This is a genomic window from Halomonas sp. KM007 (assembly GCF_050709225.1).
Lineage (GTDB): Bacteria > Pseudomonadota > Gammaproteobacteria > Pseudomonadales > Halomonadaceae > Vreelandella > Vreelandella hamiltonii.
On the sequence record NZ_CP136131.1, the window covers coordinates 92,051 to 107,151 of the forward strand.

Here is a 15,101-nt window from a genome sequence, read left to right on the forward strand (position 1 = left end):
GGTACTGCCTGAGGAGCGGCCTCCTCAGGCAAGGTTACATGGAAAGCAACGTCAGGGCGCCAGGCGGAAGCGGCTCCACTCGCCACCGTCGCGGCGCTCGTAGCGCAGGCGGTCGTGCAGGCGGCTTGGCTGGCCTTGCCAGAACTCGATCATTTCAGGATTGACTCGATAACCTCCCCAGTGAATCGGGCGTGGAATCGTCTGGCCCTCATACGCCTGCTCGAAACGCTTCTGACGCTCCTCGATCCAGTTGCGGTCAGGAATCACCACGCTCTGGGTAGCGATCCAGGCGCCCAGCTGGCTGCCGCGAGGTCGGCTGGCAAAATACTCGTCTGACTCTGCCGCGGGAACCTGCTGGACAGGCCCTTCGATACGCACCTGCCGTGACAGCGACGGCCACCAGAAGGTGAGTGCCGCGTAAGGCACATTGTTGAGCTCGCTGCCTTTGTGGCTGTGGTAGTTGGTAAAAAACACCATGCCCTGGGCATCGAAGCCCTTGAGCAGTACCACGCGAGCATGGGGGCGTCCCTGGCTGTCTACCGTGGCCAGGGTCATGGCGTTGCCATCCTGGCCTTCCTGTTCCAGGGCAAGGCTGAACCACTCATCGAACAGCACAAACGGGTCGCTGGGGGCGGCAGCCTCTTCCAGACGTCCACCTTCATAGTCGCGCCTGACATCGGCAATGTTACGTGTCATGAGCGGATCTCCCTTGCTTTCATCAGTTGTATGCAGGTTATGTTCGCTGGTCTGTGCGTAAAGCTCAAGCATTGATCATGGCTCGCTCCGATGCCGACGCTTGTGACTGTGATACCAACGTGGATAATGAGACACCTTGCCAGCGCCATGACAGAGGAACGGGGAATGCAGAAGCAGACAAGACGCATTGCAGTGTGGGATGTGCTGATACGCCTGTGCCACTTGGCCTTGCTGGTCGCCGTCGCCTTGGCCTTTTACACGACCAAAACCGACGGAGCGCCGTTTCTGTTTCCCATCGAGGTGCATGCGCAGGCGGGCTACGTGATTCTGGGGCTGGTCGTCTTCCGCGTACTGTGGGGCCTGGTGGGCAGCCGCTACGCTCGTTTCTCGACCTTTCTCTACTCACCGACGCGCACCACCGACTATGTCCGTGCGCTGATGAAGCGCCAGGAGCCTCGCTATGCCAGCCACAACCCGTTGGGCGGCTGGATGGTCGTGCTGCTGCTGTTGAGTCTGGGATTTCAAGCCCTCAGCGGCCTGTTCCTGAGTGACGACATCTTTTTTCAGGGGCCGCTGAACGGCTGGGTCGAACGTGACCTGAGCCGCGATCTCGCCAGGCTACACGCCTTGAACAGTGATCTGCTGTTGATATTGATCGGCGTGCATGTGGCGGGGGTGGCGCTGCATGGTGCCAAGGGGGAAGGGCTGATGGCGGCCATGGTCACCGGCGTGAAACGCTTTGCCCGGCCGCCTGTGGATGAAGCACCCGCCGTTCACTCGGCGACTACTCAACGGCTGTGTGCCGTTGGTGCGCTGCTGGTGGCGGCGGGTGTCAGTGGTTGGCTGTGGTTTGCGTAAGATCAGCCTTTCAGGTGCTGCTGACGGCTACGGAAACGCGCGTAGCCCATGCAGCCGGTGAATAGCGCCAGTGCCACGATGGCTTCCAGCACGCCGCGCAGACCTTGCCCTGGCAGCGTGGCCAGCATGACCCCTTGGGTGAAATAGAGCAGACTGACGAAGGCCAACCAGGCATGGCCGCGCGCACGCTGGCCAATGATCGAGGGCAGAAACAGTATCAGCGGCAGAATGAATGCCACCACCGGCCGCCAGTTGAAGTCGTCCCCTTGAATGAAAAAACCGCGATAGATGACCAACAGCAGCAGTAGCGCGAAACTCCCCAGTACCAGCTGGCGAGAGTAACGGGTCAACGTATCCAGCCCATGGCGCTGTTCCAAACCATCCAGCCACTGTCTCATGATGCCTCCTTGCGGCGCATTGCTTCGAGTGCCAGGGCCAGACGGGCAATGCGCTTGCCTTGTGCTTGGCACAGCGCACGTTCGTCGGCATCCACCGGACGGTCACTGCGAGCCCCAGCCACGTGGCTCGCCCCGTAGGGGGTTCCGCCGGTTTGGGTGCTCAGCAGCTCGGTTTCGCTGTAGGGTACGCCTGCGTACACCATGCCATGGTGCAGCAGGGGCACCAGCATACTCAGCAGCGTGCTCTCCTGGCCACCGTGAAGGCTGGAGGTCGAGGTGAAGGCACAGGCGGGTTTATCGATCAGTGCACCATTCATCCAGAGGTTGCTGGTGCTGTCCAGGAAGTACTTCAAAGGGGCGGCCATGTTGCCAAAGCGGGTCGGGCTGCCCAATGCCAGCGCGCTGCAGTGGCGTACATCGTCCAGCGTGGCGTAAACCGCGCCTTCTTCCGGAATCTCGGGGTCGACGGCCTCGCAGGTGGTCGATACTGGCGGCACCGTGCGCAGGCGCGCTTCGATACCTGCCACGCTTTCCACGCCTGCGGCCAGCTGTCGTGCCATCTCTGCCGTCGCGCCTGAGCGAGAGTAGTAGAGAATCAATACATAAGGGGTAGCATCGCTGCTCATGGTCGCTCCTGAAGGGGCCTGAAGTAGGCAAGGACGCTGCCTGGGGTTGGCGGCGTCGTCAAAGATGTGGGGTATGTTACCAGAGCGGCCAGGTCGACAGGAGGGGCAAGCCAACGCTGCCCGAGGGTTGGCAAGCGCACATATACCCAGGCCTGCTGCCCGTTGGCCAGCGGCTGTTTGATGCGGTTATAGCGCACCCCCAGCCGTTCGTAGCGATCCAGCCTTTCCAACTGATCTGCCGTCACGGTCAACAGCAGCCCCTCCACGTGGGCCGCCGGGTTGGGCGACAGGTCGAGGCCCCGGCGTTCGAAGCCCGGTAGCCGTGCTTCGCTTGGATTGCCGGACGCACCCATGACCACCCAGCGCACCGGCCAGTAGCGCAGCGTGCCGTAGACGAACACCTGATGCGTGCGCGGCTCGACCTCGGCCACGGTATCGGGGCGCTCATAAAACCAGGGGCTCAGCATGGTCAGCCACAGCCACCCGGCCATGCCGATCAGCAGTAGCGCTATGAGCCACAGCCCGCGTTTGACCCAAACCATGGGCATGACTCCTCAGGTTGCAAATCTCTCAGCTTGAACGGCGTGACGACACAAGACAAGTCTTAAGCAGTATCGTGGGGTTTGCTACGATAGTAGAAGATAGCGTGGCACTCTATAGCTGACGAAAGGAGCCTGATATGAGTCAGTCACTTCGGGATGAGTTGGATTTCCGTTCGCTGGTCGGCGAGGTAACGCCGCTGGCCAAGCGAAACCGTGCCGATACAGGCCCTCGGCGGCAAACGCCCTCCGAGGCGCAGCTGGCCAGACGTGAGAGCGCCGCTCAGCGCTTCGATGAGCGCAATTTTCTGTCCGATGATTTTGTCGATCTGCTGCCTCCTTTCGACCCCATCGAGTTTCGCCGCGAGGGGACCCAGCAAGGCGTGGTCGATAAGTTGAAGCACGGCGGTTACAGCGTTCAAGCTCAGCTTCACCTGCTGCGCAGACCTTTGGCGGAGTGCCGGCGCATGCTGTTTCCGTTCATTCAGGAGGCCTATGCCCACGACTTGCGCTCGGTGCTGATCGTGCATGGCCGTGGCCGCGAGCTGGATAGCCCAGCCAACGTATTACGCTCTTATATCGCCAAGTGGGTGACCCAGTTCGACGAAGTGCAGGCGTATGTCTCCGCCCAACCGTCGGAGGGCGGGTTGGGCGCCACCTGGGTGATGCTGCGCAAGAGCGATCGCGCCAAGGCCCACAATCGAGAGCGCCAGCAGAAACGGCGAGGCTGAACGCAAAAACGCCGACAGGGGCTGCCCCGGTCGGCGTTTTTTAACGTATGGCCGCGCCTAGTGGCTGGCGGTCAAACGCTTCTCGAACAGCGCCTGACGCTCTTCGACGTCCGTCTGGTAGCGAACGCTGAAGGCGTTGAGGGCACGCAGGGCGTCTTCGGGGTGCTGATCATCCCGCAGGGCCATGGTCGAAAACCCGCAGCGGCGCATGTAATCGAGCTGGTCGACCAGCACGTCACCCACTGCACGAATTTCCCCCGTGAAGCCGTAACGCTCCCGCAGCAGGCGGGCAATGGTGTAACCACGGCCATCGGTAAAGGCAGGAAAATCGACGGCAACGGCAGGTGCTTTATCGAGCGTGCTGGCCAGCTTGGCATTCAGCTCGGTATCACTGGCCAACAGAGGGGCCAGTTCCGCATCTTCCTTGTTTGCCTGCCAGAGCGCCAGCGGCACGAACGCAGGGCGCTGCTCGGGCAGCGCGTCGGCATCGTAGGAAACGCACCAGGCATTCTCTGCGGCCAACTCACCCTCTTCGATCAGGTGATCCACGTGCACCGGCGTCTGTGGCAGCGCTTCGGCTTGAGTGTCATTGCTGGGCATAAACACGCTCCTTGAAGGGTTTCAGGCCAATGCGACGGTAGGTATCCAGGAAGCGCTCGTCTTCGTGGCGTTCGGCCACGTACACTTCCAGCACTTTCTCGACCACACCCGGCACGTCTTCGCGGAAGAAGGAGGGGCCGAGAATCTTGCCTAACGAAGCATCATCGGTGGCGTTACCGCCAATCGAGATCTGGTAATACTCTTCGCCTTTCTTGTCGACGCCCAGAATGCCGATATGGCCAACGTGGTGGTGACCACAAGCGTTCATGCAGCCGGAGATGTTCAGGTCCAGCGGCCCCAGGTCGTAAAGGAAGTCGAGGTCCTCGAAACGCTCCTGGAGCGCCTGGGCGATGGGGATCGACACCGCATTGGCAAGGCCACAGTAATCACCGCCGGGGCAGCAGATGATGTCGTTGAGCGTGCCTACCGTGGGGTTGGCCATGCCCAGCGCGTCCAGCTCGTTCCAGAGTGCTTCGATCTCGTCGACGGGCACGTCCGAGAGCACCAGGTTCTGCTCATGGGTAACACGTACTTCACCGAAGCTGTAACGGTCTGCCAGGTCGGCAACGGCGTCCATCTGGTCGGCGGTCACGTCGCCAGGCGCGTGCTCACGGCGCTTGAGCGACAGCGTCACGGCCTTGTAGCCCGGCACTTTGTGGTCGGTCACGTTGTTGGTGACGAAACGCGCAAAACTGCGGTTTTCACCGCGCAGCTGTTCGTAGGCTTCGATGGCGCTCTCGCTGACAGGGCGGCGCTCGGGCTCCGGGAAGTGCACCTTGGCGGCATCCACGGCGGCCTGGTTCAGCGTTTGCGGGCCATCCTTCAGGTGGGCCCACTCTTCATCGACGCGGCGACGGAACTCTTCGATACCCAGCGCCTTGACCAGGATCTTGATGCGCGCCTTGAACTTGTTGTCGCGGCGGCCAAACTGGTTGTACACCCGCACGCAGGCTTCCAGGTAGGTCAGCAGGTGCTGCCAGGGCAGGTCATGGCGGACCACGTCACCAATCATCGGCGTACGTCCCAGGCCACCGCCTGCCAGTACCGAAATGCGCAGCTCACCTTCATCGTTGCGCCACAGGCGCAGCCCAATATCATGCACTTGAATGGCTGCACGGTCCTGAGCGGCGCCGGTGACGGCGATCTTGAACTTACGCGGCAGGTAAGCGAATTCGGGGTGCAGCGTCGACCATTGGCGAATCAGCTCGCACCAAGGGCGCGGGTCTTCAACTTCATCGTTGGCGATACCCGCAAACTGGTCGCTGGTGGTATTACGGATACAGTTGCCACTGGTCTGGATGGCGTGCATCTGCACCTTGGCCAGTTCTGCCAGGATGTCCGGCACGTCTTCCAGGGCGGGCCAGTTCAGTTGAAGGTTCTGACGCGTGGTGAAGTGGCCATAGCCGCGGTCGTAGCGACGGGTGATCTCCGCCAGCGCGCGCAGCTGATAGCCCGCCAGCATGCCGTAGGGAATGGCAATGCGCAGCATCGGGGCATGCTTTTGAATGTAGAGCCCGTTCTGCAACCGCAGGGGGCGGAACTCTTCTTCTCCCAAACGCCCTGCGCGGTAGCGTTCCATCTGGTCGCGGAACTGAGCGACGCGCTCATCGACCAGCGTCTGGTCATGAATATCATAACGGTACATGTGGCACGATCCTGCTAAAAGCGAAATGGTCACGTCGGGACGGACGGTATTGTGCCGCCACCTTAACGCGGGCGTCATATTCTACAAAAGAATATATAATTATCTTTTTATCGTTAAATGCTATTAATGCGTTTGCGCTCAGGCATTCGCCTTGAGGCCGTGGGCCAGCCAGCGTCGCCGCTGCCATACCCATAAAAAACTGCCGGAATTGAGCAGCCGGTAGCATAGCTGACTCAGCCATACGCCGACCAGCCCGTAGCCCATGACAATGCCGACCCACCAGGCCAAGGGCAGAAATACCAGCCACTGCATGCCCAGCGTCAACAGCATCACGGTACGTTGTGCGCCCGCTCCCATCAACGCCTGGGCCAGCACCAGGGCAGCCGCATCCAGCACGATCATCACAGCGGTAATGCGTAGCGGCAGTGTCCCAAGTTCGAGCAGCGCCGGATCTGTAAAAAAGATCCCCAGCATCTGCGCGGGAAACAGCAGCATGGGGAGCGCCAGTATACTCAACATCATGGCCGCGACGCGAAGGGCGTCCAGCCCCCAGCGATGTGCCTCGCGCTGATCGTCACGCCCTAGGGCTTCGCCCACCAGGCTCATGGCAGCCACGCCAATACCTACGCCAGGCAGAATCAGCAGCAGAGAGAGGTTCACCAGCACATGGCCTACCGCCACGCTGGAGGTACCCAACCGCCCCAGCAGCCAGAACAGCACCACATAGCCCGCGGCAAACCAGAGCTGTTGAAGGGAGTGGGGGAAGGCCAGCCGGACGGTTTGCAGTAGGGCCGCCAACGGCAAGGGCTGCCACGTAATGCGCGCCCGCAGCGTTACCCAGGCCCAGGCCAGCAGGCCCAGCAGCAGTGAAAGGCTGGTGCCCATGGCCGCGCCGTTGGTGCCCAGCGCAGGCAAACCTGCCAACCCGTAAATCAGCCCTGCGCTGAGCAGCACGTTGACCAGATGCACCGCCACGACAATACGCAAATACAGGTGGGTGTGCTGAAGCCCGTTCCAGTAGCCCCTCAGGCAGAGGGTCATGGCGATCACCGCAAGCGACAGCACTCGCCAGCGAAAGTAGTCGACGGCTACCTGCGAGACATCATCGGCGGGAGCGATCAGCTGTATCCACCAGGGGGCTTGCCACCACGCCAAGGCGGTCAAGGGAACCCCTATCCCCAGGCTGATGAGCAGCCCGGCCTGCAAGGCCGTGGGCGCGGTGCGGCCTTCTCCGAAAGCGTGAGCGGTCTGAGATTGCACGCTTGACGAGAGGCCGAACACCAGTGCCGTCATCATGAACATGGCGTAGCCACCCAGCCCCACGCCCGCCAGAGCCTCCTCCCCCAAGTGGCCCACCAGCGCGGCATCCACCAGGTTGAGCACACTCTGAGACAGCATGCCCAGCATGACCGGGAGAGCAAGGCGCATGACCTTGCTCTGACGACGAACCGGCGACATCAGCTCAGATCGTAGGAGAGCACGGGCGCCAACCAGCGCTCCATTTCTTCCAGCGACATCTGTTTGCGCTGCGCCAGCGCATCGACCTGGTCACGGGTAATCTTGCCGGTGGAGAAGTACTTCGACTGCGGATGGGCAAAGTACCATCCGGACACCGCTGCCGCTGGCCACATGGCAAAATTCTCGGTCAGCACGAGCCCGGTATTCTTTTCGGCTTCCAACAGCCGGAACAGCGTGGCTTTTTCGGTGTGATCAGGGCAGGCAGGATAGCCGGGGGCAGGGCGGATGCCTTGGTACTTCTCGGCGATCAAGGCCTCGTTGTCCAGCGTCTCTTCCGGCACGTAGCCCCAGAACTCCTTGCGTACCCGCTCATGGATACGCTCGGCAAAGGCCTCCGCCAAACGATCGGTCAGGGCCTGTACCAGGATGGCATTGTAGTCATCTCCCGCCGCTTCATAGGCTTTGGAAAGCTCATCCACACCATGGCCCGTGGTGACCGCAAAGCCCCCGATCCAGTCAGCCTTGCCGCTCTCCTTGGGGGCGATGAAATCAGCCAGGCTGTAACAGATGCCGTCACGGCCTTTGGTGGTCTGTTGACGTATATGATGCAGACGCTCGACGACCTGGGTGCGGGATTCGTCGGCATAGACTTCGATGACATCGTCGTCCACGCTGTTGGCAGGCCACAGGCCAATCACACCCCGCGCCTGCACGCGTTTTTCATCGATCAGCTTGCGCAGCATCACCTGCGCATCGGCAAACAGGCTGCGCGCCGCTTCACCCACGATCTCGTCGTCGAGAATCTTCGGGTATTTGCCGGCCAGTTGCCAGCTCATGAAGAAGGGCGTCCAGTCGATGCGCTCCACCAGCTCGTTCAGGTCGTAATCGTCGAAGGTCATCAAACCCGGCTGCCGGGGGGCCACAGGGGTATGCGTAGCCCAGTCGGTGCGGAAGCGCCGCTTGCGAGCCTGGGTGTAGTCCAGGTCGGCGGCTTTGGGACGACGCTTGGCGTTGCGCTCGCGGACCTTTTCGTACTCTTCACGAATCTCGGCGACGTAGGCCGCCTTGAGGTTGGGCGCCAGCAGCTTGCCGGCCACGCCCACGGCGCGGGAGGCGTCGGTGACGTAGATGACCGGGTGGTCGTACTGGGGCTCTATCTTGACGGCGGTATGCGCCTTGGAGGTCGTCGCACCGCCGATCAGCAGCGGCAGGTTCATGCCGCGTCGCTGCATCTCTTTGGCCACATGGACCATCTCATCCAGCGAAGGCGTGATCAGACCCGATAGGCCGATGATATCGGCATTGTGGTCAATGGCGGCCTGGAGAATTTTCTCGGTGGGCACCATGACGCCCAGGTCGATCACTTCGTAGTTGTTACACTGCAGCACCACGCCGACGATGTTCTTGCCGATATCGTGGACATCGCCCTTGACCGTGGCCATCACGATCTTGCCCTTGGCCTGGGTCTCGGCGCTTTTCTCCGCTTCGATGAACGGGATCAGATAGGCCACCGCCTGCTTCATGACGCGGGCCGACTTGACCACCTGGGGCAGGAACATCTTGCCCGCGCCAAACAGGTCGCCGACCACGTTCATGCCATCCATCAGCGGTCCTTCGATGACCTCGATGGGGCGTTCAGCCTGGGCGCGGGCCTCTTCGGTATCTTCCTCGATGAACGCCGTCACGCCTTTGACCAGCGCATGCTCGATGCGCTTGTTGACCGGCCAGCTGCGCCACTCCAGATCTTCCTTCTTGGCTGCGCCGCTGCCATCTCCCTTGTACTTGTCGGCAATGTCCAGCAACCGCTCGGTGCCATCATCACGGCGGTTGAGCACCACGTCTTCGACGGCGTCACGCAGTTCGGCGGGCAGGTCATCATAAACCGCCAGCTGGCCGGCGTTGACGATGCCCATGGTGAGCCCGGCGCGAATCGCGTGGTAGAGGAACACCGAGTGGATGGCTTCCCGCACCGGGTTGTTGCCACGGAACGAGAACGACACGTTGGAGACGCCACCTGAAATCATCGCATGGGGCAGGTGCTCACGGATCCACTGGGTGGCCTCGATGAAATCGACGGCGTAGTTGTTGTGCTCCTCGATGCCGGTGGCGATGGCGAAGATGTTCGGGTCGAAGATGATGTCTTCCGCCGGGAAGCCTATCTCGTCCACCAGCAGGCGGTAGGCGCGTTCACAGATTTCCACCTTGCGGGCGAAGGTATCGGCCTGGCCCTCTTCGTCGAAGGCCATCACGACGATCGCCGCACCAAAACGACGACATTTGGTGGCCTGTTCGCGGAACGCCGCTTCACCCTCTTTGAGCGAGATGGAGTTGACCACCGCCTTGCCTTGCACGCACTTCAAGCCCGCCTCGATGATGTCCCACTTGGAGGAGTCGATCATGATGGGCACCCGGGCAATGTCAGGCTCCCCGGCAATCAGGTTGAGGAAGCGCACCATGGCTTCCTGCGACTCCAACATGCCTTCGTCCATGTTGATGTCGATGATTTGCGCGCCACTCTCGACCTGCTCCAGCGCCACTTCCAGCGCCGTGGTGAAGTCCTCTTCGACGATCAGGCGTTTGAAGCGGGCCGAGCCGGTCACGTTGGTACGCTCACCCACGTTGACGAACAGCGAGTCGGCCTCGATGTTGTAAGGCTCCAGGCCCGCCAGGCGGCAGGCACGACGGCGCTCGGGCACCTGACGGGGCGCCATGCTGTGAACGGCCTCGGCAATGGCGCGGATATGTTCCGGCGTCGAGCCACAGCAGCCGCCAATGATGTTGACCAGACCGCTCTGGGCAAACTCGCCCACGATGGCCGCCATCTCTTCTGGCGTCTGGTCGTACTCGCCGAACTCGTTCGGCAAGCCCGCATTGGGGTGTGCCGACACGAAGGTATCGGCCTTGGTGGCCAGCTCTTCCAGGTAAGGGCGCAGCTCTTCGGCCCCCAGCGCACAGTTGAGGCCCACCGAGAGGGGCTGGGCATGACGAATGGAGTTCCAGAAGGCTTCGGTGGTCTGCCCTGACAGGGTGCGCCCGGACGCATCGGTGATGGTCCCCGAAATCATGATCGGCAAACGACGGCCCAGATCTTCGTAAAGCTCTTCAAGGGCGTAAATGGCGGCCTTGGCATTGAGCGTGTCGAAAATGGTCTCGATCATGATCAGATCGGCACCACCCTCGATCAGCGCGTTGGCGGCTTCGTAATAATTCTCACGCAGCTCGTCGAAGGTCACGTTGCGCTTGGCGGGGTCGTTGACGTCCGGCGACAGCGATGCGGTACGCGAGGTAGGCCCCAGCACGCCTGCCACGTAGCGGGGGATGTCGGTTTCCGCGGCCACGGCATCACACACCTCTCTGGCCAGCCGGGCAGACTCCCTGTTCAGCTCGGGCACCAAGTCTTCCATGCCATAGTCGGCCTGGGAAAGTCGTGTGCTGTTGAAGGTGTTGGTTTCGAGAATATCGGCGCCTGCCAGCAGGTAGTCGCGGTGGATACGGGCCACCACGTCGGGGCAGGTCAGGGCCAGCAGGTCGTTGTTGCCCTTGAGATCTGAAGGCCAGTCGTGAAAACGCTCGCCACGAAAATCCTCTTCACTGAGCTGGGCATTCTGCAGCATGGTACCCATGCCGCCATCCAGAATCAGGATGCGTTGGGTCAGGCGTTGGGTAAGGGATGCAGTCAAATCACTAGCGGCCATGGCAGGGGAAGTTCTCCAGCGTCTCGGTCGAAAAGGATATTCTTGTTGTCGTCGTCATGAGTGAGCGGGCTTATCATACCAAAGGGTGCTCGCAAGGGCAGCAAGTAAGCCATGCCGCTCGCCCAATAGCCGACTAAAACGGTCGGGATTGTGTCGCAACGTGGTTTTGCTTACCATAGGCACAAATGACATGTGAAGTGGCAACGCCACTACCACGGGAGGATAACATCCCTTATGACCACGACTATCGAAGCGCCGGGCATTGACATCACTGATAGCGCACAGGGCTACCTCGCCGAGCTGCTGGAAAAGCAGAACGTCGAAGGCATTGCCGTGCGTATTTTCATTACCCAACCGGGCACGCCTTATGCAGAAACCTGCCTGGCATACTGCCGCCCGGGTGAAGAAGAGCCCACCGACGTCAAGCTCGAGCTTGACAAGATCAACGTGTTTCTCGACAAGAACAGCCTGGCGTTTCTTGAAGAGGCCGTGGTGGACTTCAATGCCGACCGTATGGGTGGGCAGCTGACCATCAAGGCACCCAACGCCAAGATGCCCAAGGTCAATGCGGACAGCCCGCTGGAAGATCGCATCAACTATATCCTGTACAGCGAGATCAATCCCGGGCTGGCGGCCCACGGCGGTGAGATCAAGCTGGTCGAGCTGACCGAAGATAAAATGGCCATCCTGGCCTTTGGTGGCGGTTGCCAAGGCTGTGCCGCGGTCGACCTGACCCTCAAGGATGGCGTCGAAAAAACGCTGCTGGAGCGCATCCCCGAGCTGGCGGGTATTCGTGACGTCACCGACCACACCGATACCAGCAACGCCTACTATCGTTAATGGCGGCCATGCTTGGCAGCAACGCTGTTATTTAGCACTTTCCATGAACAACGCCCGGCAGCCACGCTGCCGGGCGTTGTTGTATCTGCTCACTCCTGCGATTTAGGGGCCATGGCCTCCGGCAGTGATGCCAGCTGTGCCTGCATGGCTTCCATCCGCTGCCATAGCTGCTGCTGCCACTCTTCACGCGCTGTCGACTGCTGCTGCTCGACCTCTAACGCCTGCCTTGCCTGATCGAGATTACGCTGAGCGGTTTCCAGTGCGGCTTTGAGTGTCTCCTGATGCCCCTGATGCGTTTGCAGCTGCTGCTCGAGCTTGCCGTTGTCCACCTGCAAACGGCTGACCGTATCGCTTTTATTGCGCAACTCCTGCTCCAGTGTTTGGCTACGCTTTTCCCACTGCTGCAGGCGTTTCTGCAGCGCTTTCTCTTCGTTGGCACGCTCTTGGCGCAGAGTGTCCAGTAGCGCCATCAAACGCGCCTCGGCGGCTTCGTTACGCTGCTCCTCCTGTGCGAGGCGCTCCTCCCATGCCTGCTGCCGAGTCTCCAGCTGCGCAGTACACTCTTGTTGAGTGGCCGTCAGCAACCGCTGGGCTTCTTGCAGGTCTGCCAGATGCTGCTCGGCATGCTCTGTGGCCTGCTGCGCCTGCTGCTGCCAGTGCCGCTCGCGGGCCTGACACTCGGCCAACTCACGATGCAGCTGCTCCAGGCGCTGCTCGGTGTGGCGCAGGTGCTCCGCCAGGGCGCTTTCTCGCTGCTCGGCATTGGCGGCCTGCTGGCGTGCTTCGGCGGCGTCCTGCTGAGCACTTTCTACTTGCCTGTTGGCCTCTTCGCGATAGTGCGACAGTGCCTCGTTGGCCAGCTCCTGCGCTTCACTCCATAGTTCACTGGCCACATTGGCCACCACTTCCGGGACGCCCTTGGGTGGGGGCACGTCACGATTCTGCTCACGCGCCGCCCGCCAGGTGCGGAAGTGTTCGCTGATGGTGGTGAAGCTGCCGGTCCCCAGCACATCGCGTATGCGCTGCACGCTTGGCGTGTCGCCACGTGACAGCAAGGTATCGATTGCCTGCTGCACATCACCGTACTGAATGCCGTTCCGAGCCATGCCTGTTTGATCCTTGAAGTGAGTCGCGCCTGAAGTGTTCAGGATGGATATTTGCTGTGCGCCATTGTCGTGTAAAAACGGACTCAACTCAATTATTACGTATTACATAAAACGTAATATTATTTATTTTAAAACCTATAAATTCAAGATTACCCATATTATCTTGAATTTATGTGTCAAAAAGGCGATGCTGAGCGCTCTGATAGCGCGAGTTACCACCATGACCCAGCCACCTGTGCCGCTCTACGACTCAACGCACCTTGCGACCTTCGCCAACGGGCTGGAGATGGCCGAGCGGAAGGGCAGTGCCGACGTGTTTTCCGACATAGGGGGCAGGCTAACAACCACCGATTCAGCAACGCCCCATGTGGCGGCCGACACCGACTATCAGGCCGTTGCGCAATGGCTGGCGGAGTACCAGGACAGCCCGCAAACCCTGAAGAGCTATCGCCGTGAAGCGGAGCGGCTGTTGCTCTGGTTGGGCAGTCAGGGGCGCGGGCTAAGGGAGGTGAACCGTGAAACGTTGCGGGACTTCGAGGCATTTCTGGAAAACCCGCAGCCCAGGGAGATGTGGGTAGGACCTTCCAAACCACGCCACCATACGGCTTGGCGACCGTTTCGCGGCGGGCTGTCACCGGCCAGTCGACGTCAAACCCTCGTCATCCTGCAAGGGCTGTTTGGCTGGCTAGTGGAAGCAGGGTGGGTAGGCCACAACCCATTCGTGCTGATGCGCGACAAATCGCGCCGCCTCAATAATCAGACCCAACGTATCGAACGCTACCTGGAGCGACCGCTATGGGACTGGCTATGGACGTGGCTGAATACACGGCCTATGCCCGCGGATGCACGCGGCCGCTATGAGCATGCGCGGCATCGCTTCATTTTCGGCTTTGCCTACCTATTGGCGCCGCGTATCTATGAGATGGCCAACGCCACCATGGCCGATTTTCGGGTCAGTGAAGGGCGCTGGTGGTGGCATGTGATTGGCAAGGGCGGCAAGCAAGCGCGCATACCGCTGCCCGAGGACATGCAGGCGTGCCTGCAACAGTGGCGGCAGGCGCTGGGCTTAGCGGGCCTGCCCGGTGTTAGCGAACATGGCCCGCTGATCCGCGCGCTGGACAAGCAGCGCGGCATCAGCGACAACCAGCTCTATCGTTTGATCAAGGAGGCCTTCGGTGATGCTGCTATGGCCCTTGAAGCAGAAGGGGGCAAGAGGGAGTATATCGATGCGCTACGCATGGCTACGCCCCACTGGCTACGCCACACTTCGATTACCCATCAAGCCCAGGCGGGTGTCAGCCTGCGCTACCTGGCAGAAAACGCCCGCCACTCAAGACTGGATACCACCAGCCGCTACCTGCACACCGAAGCCCATGAGTGGCATGAGCAGCAGCAGCGGCATCGCTTGAAAACAGCACCCCTAGAACAGCCTTGAACCGTTATAATGTTGGCCTTCAACGCACTTACCCTGAAAAGGAACCACCATGACCACTTCCGGTGCCGAGCTCGCCCAACAAGAGCTGGTCGAAGAGTTTGAAATGTTCGATAACTGGATGGATCGCTACCAGTACATCATCGATATGGGGAAGCAGCTCCCGGCGTTTCCCGCTGACAAAATCACCGACGAATTCAAGATTCAAGGCTGCCAGTCAAACGTGTGGATGTGCCATGAAGAGCAGGGCGGCCGCTTGATCTTCAAGGCCAAGTCCGACGCTGCCATCGTCTCGGGGCTTATCGCGGTGCTGCTGCGCATTTATAGCGAGCGCACGGCAGAGGAAATCCAGCAGACGGAGCCGCATTTTCTGGCAGATCTGGGATTGGACAAGCACCTGTCACCCACCCGGAGCAACGGCCTGCATGCCATGCTGGAGCGCATCTATCAGGTGGCTAAACAGCATTAGATAAGCAA

The 15,101-nt window shown here is 60.7% G+C and carries 14 protein-coding genes; 5 read left to right on the plus strand and 9 right to left on the minus strand.

Going from position 1 to position 15,101, the window contains the following annotated elements; genetic code table 11:
- Nucleotides 1–51: 51 nt before the first annotated feature.
- On the minus strand, nucleotides 52–696 hold the full coding sequence (gene pdxH, locus RVM27_RS00465) for a pyridoxamine 5'-phosphate oxidase (RefSeq protein WP_096922983.1): 645 nt from the start codon (nucleotides 694–696) through the stop codon (nucleotides 52–54).
- 165 nt (nucleotides 697–861) lie between these two features.
- Between pdxH and RVM27_RS00470 the strand changes: the two genes are divergently transcribed.
- Nucleotides 862–1,554 (plus strand): cytochrome b/b6 domain-containing protein, encoded by a 693-nt coding sequence (locus RVM27_RS00470; protein WP_096922984.1) that lies wholly within the window; start codon nucleotides 862–864, stop codon nucleotides 1,552–1,554.
- Nucleotides 1,555–1,556: 2 nt separating this feature from the next.
- On the opposite strand, the gene RVM27_RS00475 is transcribed toward RVM27_RS00470, so the two are convergent.
- Genes RVM27_RS00475 through RVM27_RS00485 form a run of 3 tightly spaced genes read right to left on the minus strand, consistent with a single transcriptional unit; the run spans nucleotide 1,557 to nucleotide 3,120 of the window.
- Nucleotides 1,557–1,952: a DUF2069 domain-containing protein gene (locus RVM27_RS00475; protein ID WP_039177918.1), complete on the minus strand. Its 396-nt coding sequence runs from the start codon at nucleotides 1,950–1,952 to the stop codon at nucleotides 1,557–1,559.
- Entirely contained in the window at nucleotides 1,949–2,578 is a 630-nt protein-coding gene (gene wrbA / locus RVM27_RS00480; RefSeq protein WP_096922985.1) for an NAD(P)H:quinone oxidoreductase, read from the minus strand. The genes RVM27_RS00475 and wrbA overlap by 4 nt, the downstream gene beginning before the upstream one ends.
- Nucleotides 2,575–3,120 carry a gamma-glutamylcyclotransferase family protein gene (locus tag RVM27_RS00485; RefSeq protein WP_498957134.1) on the minus strand — a complete coding sequence of 182 codons (546 nt, stop codon included), beginning with the start codon at nucleotides 3,118–3,120 and terminating at the stop codon, nucleotides 2,575–2,577. Before RVM27_RS00485 ends, wrbA begins: the two co-directional genes overlap by 4 nt.
- Nucleotides 3,121–3,257: 137 nt before the next feature.
- Here RVM27_RS00485 and smrA point away from each other — a divergent pair, with 137 nt between their 5' ends.
- A complete protein-coding gene (gene smrA, locus RVM27_RS00490) occupies nucleotides 3,258–3,848 on the plus strand; it encodes a Smr/MutS family protein (protein WP_498957135.1) in 591 nt (196 codons plus the stop codon).
- A 57-nt stretch (nucleotides 3,849–3,905) separates the two neighbouring features.
- Here smrA and RVM27_RS00495 read toward each other — a convergent pair whose 3' ends face one another.
- The 4 genes from RVM27_RS00495 to metH form a co-directional block, all read right to left on the minus strand.
- Nucleotides 3,906–4,448, minus strand: a complete 543-nt coding sequence (locus tag RVM27_RS00495) for a DUF934 domain-containing protein (protein WP_498957136.1) — start codon at nucleotides 4,446–4,448, stop codon at nucleotides 3,906–3,908.
- Nucleotides 4,435–6,093, minus strand: coding sequence for a nitrite/sulfite reductase (locus RVM27_RS00500; protein ID WP_498957137.1), 1,659 nt, complete (start codon nucleotides 6,091–6,093; stop codon nucleotides 4,435–4,437). The genes RVM27_RS00495 and RVM27_RS00500 overlap by 14 nt, the downstream gene beginning before the upstream one ends.
- Nucleotides 6,094–6,231: 138 nt before the next feature.
- Nucleotides 6,232–7,521 (minus strand): MATE family efflux transporter, encoded by a 1,290-nt coding sequence (locus RVM27_RS00505; RefSeq protein WP_498957138.1) that lies wholly within the window; start codon nucleotides 7,519–7,521, stop codon nucleotides 6,232–6,234.
- Between the two features lie 29 nt (nucleotides 7,522–7,550).
- Nucleotides 7,551–11,246 (minus strand): methionine synthase, encoded by a 3,696-nt coding sequence (gene metH, locus RVM27_RS00510; protein ID WP_498957139.1) that lies wholly within the window; start codon nucleotides 11,244–11,246, stop codon nucleotides 7,551–7,553.
- 234 nt (nucleotides 11,247–11,480) lie between these two features.
- Between metH and nfuA the strand changes: the two genes are divergently transcribed.
- Nucleotides 11,481–12,086 (plus strand): Fe-S biogenesis protein NfuA, encoded by a 606-nt coding sequence (gene nfuA, locus RVM27_RS00515; protein WP_016913846.1) that lies wholly within the window; start codon nucleotides 11,481–11,483, stop codon nucleotides 12,084–12,086.
- 89 nt (nucleotides 12,087–12,175) lie between these two features.
- On the opposite strand, the gene RVM27_RS00520 is transcribed toward nfuA, so the two are convergent.
- Nucleotides 12,176–13,192, minus strand: a complete 1,017-nt coding sequence (locus RVM27_RS00520; protein ID WP_498957140.1) for a DNA-binding protein — start codon at nucleotides 13,190–13,192, stop codon at nucleotides 12,176–12,178.
- Between the two features lie 220 nt (nucleotides 13,193–13,412).
- On the opposite strand from RVM27_RS00520, the gene RVM27_RS00525 reads away from it, so the two are divergent.
- Together RVM27_RS00525 and RVM27_RS00530 are read left to right on the plus strand one after the other, a co-directional pair.
- Nucleotides 13,413–14,627, plus strand: a complete 1,215-nt coding sequence (locus RVM27_RS00525) for a tyrosine-type recombinase/integrase (RefSeq protein WP_498274344.1) — start codon at nucleotides 13,413–13,415, stop codon at nucleotides 14,625–14,627.
- Nucleotides 14,628–14,676: 49 nt separating this feature from the next.
- Entirely contained in the window at nucleotides 14,677–15,093 is a 417-nt protein-coding gene (locus tag RVM27_RS00530; protein WP_016913843.1) for a SufE family protein, read from the plus strand.
- Nucleotides 15,094–15,101 lie beyond the last annotated feature (8 nt).

What these genes read in the sequence shown, in the direction of transcription:
- pdxH (WP_096922983.1), bottom strand. Translation starts at nt 696, where the DNA reads ATGACACGTAACATTGCCGATGTCAGGCGCGACTATGAAGGTGGACGT.
- RVM27_RS00470 (WP_096922984.1), top strand. Translation starts at nt 862, where the DNA reads ATGCAGAAGCAGACAAGACGCATTGCAGTGTGGGATGTGCTGATACGC.
- RVM27_RS00475 (WP_039177918.1), bottom strand. Translation starts at nt 1,952, where the DNA reads ATGAGACAGTGGCTGGATGGTTTGGAACAGCGCCATGGGCTGGATACG.
- wrbA (WP_096922985.1), bottom strand. Translation starts at nt 2,578, where the DNA reads ATGAGCAGCGATGCTACCCCTTATGTATTGATTCTCTACTACTCTCGC.
- RVM27_RS00485 (WP_498957134.1), bottom strand. Translation starts at nt 3,120, where the DNA reads ATGGTTTGGGTCAAACGCGGGCTGTGGCTCATAGCGCTACTGCTGATC.
- smrA (WP_498957135.1), top strand. Translation starts at nt 3,258, where the DNA reads ATGAGTCAGTCACTTCGGGATGAGTTGGATTTCCGTTCGCTGGTCGGC.
- RVM27_RS00495 (WP_498957136.1), bottom strand. Translation starts at nt 4,448, where the DNA reads ATGCCCAGCAATGACACTCAAGCCGAAGCGCTGCCACAGACGCCGGTG.
- RVM27_RS00500 (WP_498957137.1), bottom strand. Translation starts at nt 6,093, where the DNA reads ATGTACCGTTATGATATTCATGACCAGACGCTGGTCGATGAGCGCGTC.
- RVM27_RS00505 (WP_498957138.1), bottom strand. Translation starts at nt 7,521, where the DNA reads ATGCGCCTTGCTCTCCCGGTCATGCTGGGCATGCTGTCTCAGAGTGTG.
- metH (WP_498957139.1), bottom strand. Translation starts at nt 11,246, where the DNA reads ATGGCCGCTAGTGATTTGACTGCATCCCTTACCCAACGCCTGACCCAA.
- nfuA (WP_016913846.1), top strand. Translation starts at nt 11,481, where the DNA reads ATGACCACGACTATCGAAGCGCCGGGCATTGACATCACTGATAGCGCA.
- RVM27_RS00520 (WP_498957140.1), bottom strand. Translation starts at nt 13,192, where the DNA reads ATGGCTCGGAACGGCATTCAGTACGGTGATGTGCAGCAGGCAATCGAT.
- RVM27_RS00525 (WP_498274344.1), top strand. Translation starts at nt 13,413, where the DNA reads ATGACCCAGCCACCTGTGCCGCTCTACGACTCAACGCACCTTGCGACC.
- RVM27_RS00530 (WP_016913843.1), top strand. Translation starts at nt 14,677, where the DNA reads ATGACCACTTCCGGTGCCGAGCTCGCCCAACAAGAGCTGGTCGAAGAG.